Origin of the sequence: Plectonema cf. radiosum LEGE 06105, from assembly GCF_015207665.1 — a bacterium.
In the GTDB taxonomy this organism is placed as follows: domain Bacteria; phylum Cyanobacteriota; class Cyanobacteriia; order Cyanobacteriales; family Nostocaceae; genus Rivularia; species Rivularia radiosa_A.
Genome location: NZ_JADEWL010000209.1, coordinates 1 through 8837, shown reverse-complemented (window position 1 = coordinate 8837; position 8837 = coordinate 1). Strand labels below are relative to the sequence as shown.

Sequence of the window (8837 nt, the reverse complement as noted above, 5' to 3'; positions counted from 1 at the left end):
TGAGGGGTAATCAATGTAATATTGTAGGTTGGGCTGTTCGCGCAAGCGTTGCGAAGCAAAACGTAGTGGAGCCTCGGCACCCGCGTTGGGTTGCGCTATGTCCTGTCGGACAGGCTTCGCCAACGCTTAACCCAACCTACGAAGAGGTATTTTAATTCCTCAAAATTAATGTGGTGGACTACTAGTACTCCACCACATTAATTAAGACAGGGTGTATTTTCACTGTTTAAATATTTAATTTATTAATTATTTTATCTGAAAAGTTAATATTTTTTATGTATTACTACGCGAAGTAAGAGAGTATATTTGTTTTTTTTAATACAGAAGCCAATTGCTAAGTACGCCTAATGACAGATGTCCCATAATCCGAAATGGGCATATATTGAAAAACATAACTAAAAAGATTAACTTAAAGTTAAGTTAAAATTAATAAAAGATTATTCCAGGAAAATTATGGAAGATTCGGACAGAGCAGACAAAGAAAATTTTCTTTATCCCCGTAGTCGTTATTATGGTGAATTCAAGCCAGAGAATTTAGTATTTAATGCTAATTTACAAGAATTTGCTCAAAAAGTTGGCTATATCGTTAATTTACAAACTTCGGGAAAAGTAACTTCCGAAGATGCATATACGCAAATTAAGGGACTGTGGAAAAACTTGAAACACAGTAAGAAAGAATTGGGAATCAACGAAGAACCTCCAACAGAAAGCTGAAGAAACGCGCAATCGCGTTTCTTGCTGGAATTATGATGCAATTAAAACCCTAATGCTCGGCTAATAACTCAAATTCCTTTGGATTTAAAGACACCATTATGTCTTCCGAATCGATGCGGATAATCCACCGCTTACTAACTTCTTCATCTGAGAATACTTCTCTTGCGTAGATAAAACCAGTTTTTCCTGCGATGTGCGACGGATGCAAGATGACAACTTTATCTCCTACTTGAATACCTTCTGACTTATCCAATTACGCCCCCAATTTAAATTTAAAATCTATATCTAAATATCTAAAATTGATTACCGAAATAATTAATATAAGCAATAACCGATGTATTACTTAACTTTCGCTTAACTTGAAAATTATATTAGCGCTTTTTTAAGCAATTAACACAAATATCATACATAGTAATTACTTATAAATAGCATCATATTGATTAAGCAAAAGCGAAGTTGATTACTAAGCCTTATTTTACTTGCTATTTCAGATAAAAATATTTGAATTAATCGCTGTAATGACTGTGAGTTAATTCTGCAAGTTTTGGAGAAGTAATTACATTTGAGATTTTTGCTCAAATATGAAGAAATGTTTCTAGCTATATAGCGATACAAAAAATAAAAAGTACAGCAAGTATTGTAGAAAATATGGTAATTTTGTAGTCATACTTCTGAGATTGCCATTAATAGGAATTAAGGGGAAAAAAGATAAGCATAGTTGCTTAAATGTTAGGGAAGAACAGTAAATATAATTAAAGTATAATTAAACTGCGTAAATCCTGTTAAAGATAGCGTTTCATCGATACAGGATTACAAATGAGTGATAATTTAGCGATAAAACTTCGTTCCGGAACCCAGCAGTCTCATACTGTGACAGAAAATATTGGGTTTATGAAATCTTTCGTTAAAGGAGTTGTGGATAGAAGTTGTTTTGCGAAATTTTTAAGTAATTTATACTTCGTATACAGTGAATTAGAAGCAGCACTCGAAAGTAATAAACATCATCCTTGTGTTGGTGTAATTTACTTTCCAGAACTCAATCGTAAAGGGAATTTAGAGGAAGATTTACAGTTTTACTACGGTTCAGATTGGCAAAATGAAATTACACCTTTAACCTCCGCTAAAAATTATGTTTCTCGGATTCGTGAACTATCAGTAAAACAACCAGAATTATTAATAGGACACGCTTACACTCGCTACATGGGAGATTTATCCGGAGGACAGATGTTGCAAAAAGTAGTTCAATCAACTTTGAATTTAGTTGGTTATCAGGGTACATCTTTTTATAATTTCGAGCAAATCCCTGATAACAAAGCATTTAAAGATAAGTATCGGGAAGCACTCGATAAAGTACCAGTTGACGATACAACAGCCGATAAAATAGTTGCAGAAGCCAATAATTCATTCCAATTTAATATGCAGATAGCTAAAGAATTAGAAGCAATTTTAATCGAGTCTATTGGTGAAGAAAAGGTCAAAGGTTAAAGGTTAAAGGTTAATTCTTAGAACAACTATCAACCATCAACTATCAACTAACCACCATCAACTATCAACTGTCAACTAACCACTAACAACCATCAACTGTCAACTGTCAACAAAAAATTCAATGGTATTTCAATTTCCTGGCGTTAAATTTGACTTAGATATCATTAAAAAATATGATACTGCTACACCGAGATACACTAGCTATCCTCCCGCTACAGAGTTAAATGAAGCATTCACTGCAAAGGATTTTGAGGAAGCTATTTCGCTGTCAAATCACAGAAAAACTCCGCTCAGTTTGTATTTTCACATACCTTTTTGTGAAAGTGCTTGTTATTATTGCGGTTGTAATACTGTAATTTCTAATAAAAAAGAGATTGCGATTCCTTATGTACAACATTTAATTAAGGAAATTCGTCAAACAGCAAGCTTAATTGATTCCGATCGAAAAGTTGTGCAAATGCATTGGGGAGGAGGAACTCCCAATTATTTGAATATTCACCAAATAAAACAGCTTTGGGGAAACATTAATCAATATTTTAATTTTGATGTTTCTTCAGAAGTTTCTATTGAAATTCATCCGACATATGTAGATAGAGACTACATTTTGTTTCTCCGAGAAATTGGATTTAATCGAATCAGTTTTGGGATTCAGGATTTTAATTATCAAGTGCAAGTCGCTGTAAATCGTGTGCAACCGGAAGAAACGCTGTTTAATGTCATGGGTTGGATTCGAGAAGCTGGATTTAAAAGTGTCAATGTAGATTTAATTTATGGTTTACCTTATCAAACTTTGCACGGTTTCTGGAAAACGGTGAAAAAGACTATTCAATTAGATCCTGATAGAATAGCCGTTTTTAACTTTGCTTATGTACCTTGGTTGAAACCATTGCAGAAAAAATTACCAGTAAAGGAGCTTCCCCAACCTCAAGAAAAACTAGAAATTTTTCGGTTGACAATCGAAGAACTTACTGCAAATCAATATCAATTTATTGGAATGGATCACTTTGCTAAAGCTGATGATGAATTAGCGATCGCGCAAAGTAATGGTAGTTTGGGACGTACTTTTCAGGGTTATACAACCCATGCGGAAACGGAGTTATTTGGTTTTGGTTCGACATCGGTAAGTTTGCTCAGGGATGCTTACGCTCAAAATCATAAAAAACTCAAAGATTATTATCAAGCTGTGGAAGCGGGAGTTTTACCAATTAATAAAGGTTACAAATTAAGTTGGGATGACATTCTTAGAAGAGATGTAATTATGTCTATCATGGCTAGGGGAATTGTATGTTTTTCAGATATTGAATCAAAATATCAGATTAATTTTAATGAGTACTTCTCACAAGAATTAGCCGTATTAAAATTGTTAGAAACTGATGGATTAATTAACTTATCGACTAATCAAATTAATGTTACACAAATAGGTCGATTGTTAGTGAGAAATATTGCGGTTATTTTTGACTCTCGTAAAACTACGCAACAAAATAAATTCTCTCGTGCAATTTAAGGGTTGGGGGGAACAGTTGACAGTTGACAGTTATCAGTTATCAGTTATCAGTTAACAGTTATCAGTTAACAGTTATCAGTTATCAGTTAACAGTTATCAGTTAACAGTTATCAGTTATCAGTTATCAGTTAACAGTTATCAGTTATCAGTTATCAGTTGACAGTTGACAGTTGACAGTTCCCCATTCCCTATTCCCTATTCCCTATTCCCTATTCCCTATTCCCTATTTTAAACAAACACCTCATTAACAAAATTCCCATGTAATCCATAAGGAATATGATGCTTAAGATGTAATCTTGCAATAGGTTCTTTATTCAAATCCTTGGCATCTAAAATTACCACATCCGAACGATGGTGAGTTGAATCGTAAACCAAACCCAATACCCAACCATCATCTTCATCACCATTGCGATTAGCGAAGCTAGATGCCTTCGGCATATCGCGAGGGACAAAGTTCGGTTCGCTAACAAAACCGTGAGGTGCAGCACTCCAAAGTTGTTTTTCACCTGTTTGTAAATCAACTTTTTCCCATGCTTGTAATGGTGCGTTACCACTATTAGCATGACCAGCACCCATGTATAAATAACGATGGTCGCGTCCGACTTTCTCCGGATGTACACAGGGAAATTCACAACAACGACTTTCAATTAATTCTCGTCGTACTTGATTATTTTCAAGGTTAAGATAAAAACGCCACAATTGACCAGGTTTTAAAGCATCAAAGTCAGTTTCACGAAAATCATTTCCTGCTTCTACTTCTGGTAAAGTTTCGTAACAAATAGAATCAATTACTATTTCTGAATCTTTTTCAAAAGCGTTAGCGTGGTGGAATACAAATCCCGATTGTGCTTCGAGAATTTGCATCCCATTTTTATTACCTTCTTTTGCAATATTTGGTTTTCTGGGAATTACAATAACTTTAGTCGGTTGATTCGGCTGGAACTTAATACATTCCCCAGCACCACGCATTCCTAAAGCAAAAGGTAGGGGATTAAAAGCAACAGGATTTTGAAATAAGATGCAGTAATTTTGGGTAATCACAAAATCGTGGATAAAAGCAAAACCCGGAACGCTGTAGGCATTTTTGCGGACAATTTTACCCGTATTATCTAATTCAAAAATAGTAATAGTTGTAGATAATCCTGGCTTAATAGAAAAATTTACTAAACAAGGTTCACCATTATTTTGTTCACAATGAGGGTCAAAACGTGGATGTGCTGCGAATGCTTCATCTTCGGATAAAACACCATCAAATTGTTCTTTACCTAAAGTTTCTAATGTTTGAGGGTCAAGTTTATGAGGCTCTGCTGCTTCCCACAAAGCTAAGAGTTTTCCACCCCAGTAAATAACATTAGTATTGGCAATATTTTTTAAATTAAAATCAAAAGCATTTGCTAACCAACCCCCAGGTTTTTGTGTACCAAATACACCACGATAAAGAATTTTTCCGGCTTTTTGTTCTTCGATATAACCTTCAGTCCGTACAAAACGATTGCGAAAATGAGCGCGTCCGTTAGTAAAAGTAATCTTACTAATCATTCCATCACCGTCAAAAGGATGATGAATATTTTGTCCGTTAATATCAAATAATCCCGGACCATTTTTAAACAGCGTACCGTTTAACTCAGGCGGAATTTCTCCTTCAATATCATCAATCCAATAATCAAATTCTTCTGTTAAAGATTGATATCCTCCCTGCCAATTTTCGCGAGAATAGGATTTTTCTGTAGTTGAAGCACGTTCGTAAAGTTGAAAATTCTGCATTAGTCTGATTTTAGATTTTAGATTTTAGATTTTAGATTGACAATTAAGAGCTAGGAGTTATGAAAAACTTGTAGTGGGAGCATAACAACTCCCTTTTTGTTATTCCAATTACCAATTACCAATTACCAATTACCAATTACCAATTACCAATTACCAATTATTAATTACCAACTTCTTCTGCTGGTTGTTGCAAAATTAATTCTGAGACTAAATTAGGCAACATTTCTTTTTCGTCGCTGTTTTTTAAAGTTGGTTGGATTAATTTTGGAGTTTCTTGTTCTTTCTCTGGTAGCCAATTAATAAACGGTAGCGGTAGCAATGTACTAAGATTCGTAATTGTTACTAACAGCCAGAGGTTGTTAAAGTTGTTTTCGGTAACTCCCAAATAATGCATTAACACAGCACCCGCCTCGTGAGAAACCAACCCCGCTAGGTTAGTTACCGACATTAATAACGCAAATAAAGTCGCTTCTACTCCCGGAGGACAAATTCTTGCTGCTAATACCAAAACCGGCATATAGGCAATTTGTCCCATCACCGTCAAAATTAAACTATCACCCAAACTAAACCAGTGGTCATCTATTCCCAAAGCTCGGTTAGCATGAGTTACGAGTAACAGCGTCGTTAATCCTAAAATTGCTGAAAGTACCGTACTCCAAGCAAAAATTACTCGGAATGGAACGCTTTTGAGAAAACGCTGGAAAATCCAAATCCCTACTAAAGCCGCAACACTCGTTACTAACCGCACTCTTCCCAAAAATTCTGGTTGAAAATGTAACTCGTTGGTAGTAAAAAAGAAAAATGCCGATTCTGAACTTGGTGTAGCTTGCCAGATGAACAGAAAAGCAGTAGGTAGCCAAATTACTTTTTGGGTTATGGCTTTACGTAGTAACTTTACTTGGTTTTTAACATCCTCAAAATTGCTGTTTTTATCATCTTTCCGATTATTCTCTACCGGGGATTCAGCAATTAACCAAGCAACTGCGGAGACAATCAGCGGAAATGTAGCAGTAATTAAAAATACAGTGCGCGTAGTAAAATGTTCTAGTAAAAATCCGCTAAAGTAAGCAGTTATTAAACCCCCAAACGCCGAAGCACCCCAACAAATCGACTGTAGAGAACCTGCTTCCGCTTGGGATTCTACCCTTGCTCTTTCCACTACCAACGAGTCAACAATGACATCGCTCACCGCAACCGACAGCGAACTTAACGCGATCGCGGTTGTTGCAGCCCAGCTACTATGAACTATTGTCGCCATACTTACCCAGGCTATTGCTCCGAGTATCCCCGACAAAATTAGATAAGGTCGTCGTCGATAGCCAAATATGGGAAAACCATCGGAAAAGAAGCCAAATAAAGGTTTAATAATCCAAGGTAAAACGATAATACCAAATAAGGCGGAAACCTCAGCAGGACTTAGCCCAAGTTCATCTTTGAGAAAAAAGCTCACCGCTAAACGCGACAGCCCCAAAATACCTTGGACAAAATAAACGGTAAGAATTGCGAACAACTCTGCTGTCGGCTCATTACCGAAAAGGATTCTTTCTTTGATTAATTGTTTGATCTTAAACCAGCTAGAGGAGGAAACCAGCATTAGTAAATTTTTTTGAAGTTTTCTCTACTTTTATTATGATAACTAGTAATAATGCTGGCGACTGCAAGAAGCAGTGGAATTGCTCGGAGATAATAAACCAGAAAAGCTCCAGCGTCATGGAGCTTTTAAGCTTCCACCCACTAACAAAGTCAAGATGTCCATTACAGGAGGTTTATTCTGTTGCTGAAGACGCTAAAAACTGCGCGAATACCTGCTCACCCGTCATATTCTGTGTTTGATTTGCGAAGCTATAAAACTGTGGTTTTTGGTCAATAAAAATCTGTTTTTCGAGAACAAAATTTTCGTCGTCATCAAGCAACCCAACGGGAACTGCATAATATTGTTGTTGTTTTAGACGGTAGAAAAGATGGGTTCCACACTTGCAACAAAAGCCACGCTCAGCCCATTCGGAAGAATCGAAAACAGATATATTTTCATTACCTTCAAAATTAACATCGCCACTACATTCAATAGCAAACAAAGGACCACCAGTCCATTTTCTACACATATTGCAGTGACAAGCGTCTACATTATTGGTTTTGGTTTTAATTGAAACGCTTACCGCACCACAAAGACAACTTCCTCGTCGTTCGACTTCGTTTGTCATACTTTTCTCCTCGATTTTACTTATTTTAGAATTGGTTCTTACAAATCACTTCGCCCTTCCTATCAAACAACACCACCCCAACTTTCATCTCCACATCCGCATACTTTTTCACATAACTTTGGGCTTTCCGACTGATCTTTTGGGCCAAATTAGCAAAAACCGCATCAACTAAATTCAATTCAATCAACTTTTTATGGGCTTCATCCGCTGTTTTTGCTTGTAAAACAGTCCGTACAGCTGCAATATCTCCCCCAACTTCCACCACAGCAGCAGCGATAATTTCTAACTTTGCATCAGCAATATGACTTGAAGTATTAAAAATTCCACCCGCTAACTTAATTAACTTTCCCTGATACCCCAACAACAATACTGAGTCCACTTTATACAATCCTGCTTCTATCAACAAAGCTCCCAACCAGTTACCTGTAGGAACTATCGCCGATTCTGGAATAGATAAACGTTCTGCTACAGAGTAACCATTCGCACCAATACAAAATACTAAATTGCGTAGGCCCTGCCCGCCGTAGGCATCGCGTTTCACCTTCTCTCGTAAGATACCGCGAAACTCCTCTAAATGGTCAGCAGCAGAAAGCGGTTGAGAAATTCCACTAGTTCCTAATAAAGCTAATCCTTCCAAAATTCCAAAAGCTTCATTAGAAGTACGTTTTGCTAATTCCCTACCTTGAGGAAGAATAATTCTGACAGTAGCGATTTTATCTTCAGGAATTAAAGGTAATAAATTCGCTGTAAACAAACGACGAGCAAAGCTGTAAATTGCAGCTTCTCCCGTAGCGGTTTTTCCCAAACCTTCCCCAGCTTCTAAAGTTAGAATTTCTTCTTCTATTTCTTCTTGTCGCGGCGATAACTTTACTAAAGCCCAAATAGGAGTATTTCTAGTTAAATCTAAATTATCACCGGGATTGCTCAGGGTAATTGCTAAAGCACTATTACTATCTAAAAGAGCAACTTGCGCGATCGCAATTTCTGCATTCTCATCTAGCAAATCTAGAGATACCGAGGATAATTTTTCGGTAGTATTTCTTAAATTAATTAAAGCAGCCTTCGCAGCAGCCACCGCGAAAACGGGTAAAGTGTAACCGGGGAGAGGGGGAGACAAGGGGATGGGGCTGTCTCTTATGCACATCTGACGCTGCCGACGATCTTACGCA

The 8837-nt window shown here is 36.7% G+C and carries 8 protein-coding genes; 3 read left to right on the top strand and 5 right to left on the bottom strand.

All coding sequences use genetic code 11. The annotated features are described in order from the left end of the window. The first annotated feature begins 453 nt into the window (after positions 1-453). Positions 454-714, top strand: a complete 261-nt coding sequence (locus IQ247_RS30150; RefSeq protein ID WP_193925646.1) for a DUF7219 family protein — start codon at positions 454-456, stop codon at positions 712-714. Positions 715-763: 49 nt separating this feature from the next. Here IQ247_RS30150 and IQ247_RS30145 read toward each other — a convergent pair whose 3' ends face one another. Next, a complete protein-coding gene (locus IQ247_RS30145; RefSeq protein ID WP_193925645.1) occupies positions 764-967 on the bottom strand; it encodes a hypothetical protein in 204 nt (67 codons plus the stop codon). Positions 968-1530: 563 nt separating this feature from the next. Between IQ247_RS30145 and IQ247_RS30140 the strand changes: the two genes are divergently transcribed. Further along, positions 1531-2199, top strand: a complete 669-nt coding sequence (locus tag IQ247_RS30140) for a biliverdin-producing heme oxygenase (RefSeq protein WP_193925644.1) — start codon at positions 1531-1533, stop codon at positions 2197-2199. A 121-nt stretch (positions 2200-2320) separates the two neighbouring features. After that, on the top strand, positions 2321-3703 hold the full coding sequence (gene hemN / locus IQ247_RS30135; RefSeq protein ID WP_193925642.1) for an oxygen-independent coproporphyrinogen III oxidase: 1383 nt from the start codon (positions 2321-2323) through the stop codon (positions 3701-3703). Between the two features lie 228 nt (positions 3704-3931). Here hemN and IQ247_RS30130 read toward each other — a convergent pair whose 3' ends face one another. From IQ247_RS30130 to cbiD, 4 genes are all read right to left on the bottom strand, one after another. Beyond that, positions 3932-5467 (bottom strand): carotenoid oxygenase family protein, encoded by a 1536-nt coding sequence (locus IQ247_RS30130; protein ID WP_193925640.1) that lies wholly within the window; start codon positions 5465-5467, stop codon positions 3932-3934. Positions 5468-5627: 160 nt separating this feature from the next. Further along, positions 5628-7061 carry a folate/biopterin family MFS transporter gene (locus IQ247_RS30125; RefSeq protein WP_193925638.1) on the bottom strand — a complete coding sequence of 478 codons (1434 nt, stop codon included), beginning with the start codon at positions 7059-7061 and terminating at the stop codon, positions 5628-5630. Positions 7062-7233: 172 nt separating this feature from the next. Continuing rightward, complete coding sequence (locus IQ247_RS30120; protein WP_193925636.1) at positions 7234-7668, bottom strand: GFA family protein; 435 nt, start codon at positions 7666-7668, stop codon at positions 7234-7236. A gap of 25 nt (positions 7669-7693) precedes the next feature. Next, on the bottom strand, positions 7694-8812 hold the full coding sequence (cbiD, locus tag IQ247_RS30115; protein ID WP_193925634.1) for a cobalt-precorrin-5B (C(1))-methyltransferase CbiD: 1119 nt from the start codon (positions 8810-8812) through the stop codon (positions 7694-7696). Positions 8813-8837: the final 25 nt, after the last annotated feature.

Coding starts and splice junctions, on each gene's coding strand:
- cbiD (WP_193925634.1), bottom strand. CDS start 8,812: ATGTGCATAAGAGACAGCCCCATCCCCTTGTCTCCCCCTCTCCCCGGT.
- IQ247_RS30120 (WP_193925636.1), bottom strand. CDS start 7,668: ATGACAAACGAAGTCGAACGACGAGGAAGTTGTCTTTGTGGTGCGGTA.
- IQ247_RS30125 (WP_193925638.1), bottom strand. CDS start 7,061: ATGCTGGTTTCCTCCTCTAGCTGGTTTAAGATCAAACAATTAATCAAA.
- IQ247_RS30130 (WP_193925640.1), bottom strand. CDS start 5,467: ATGCAGAATTTTCAACTTTACGAACGTGCTTCAACTACAGAAAAATCC.
- IQ247_RS30140 (WP_193925644.1), top strand. CDS start 1,531: ATGAGTGATAATTTAGCGATAAAACTTCGTTCCGGAACCCAGCAGTCT.
- IQ247_RS30150 (WP_193925646.1), top strand. CDS start 454: ATGGAAGATTCGGACAGAGCAGACAAAGAAAATTTTCTTTATCCCCGT.
- hemN (WP_193925642.1), top strand. CDS start 2,321: ATGGTATTTCAATTTCCTGGCGTTAAATTTGACTTAGATATCATTAAA.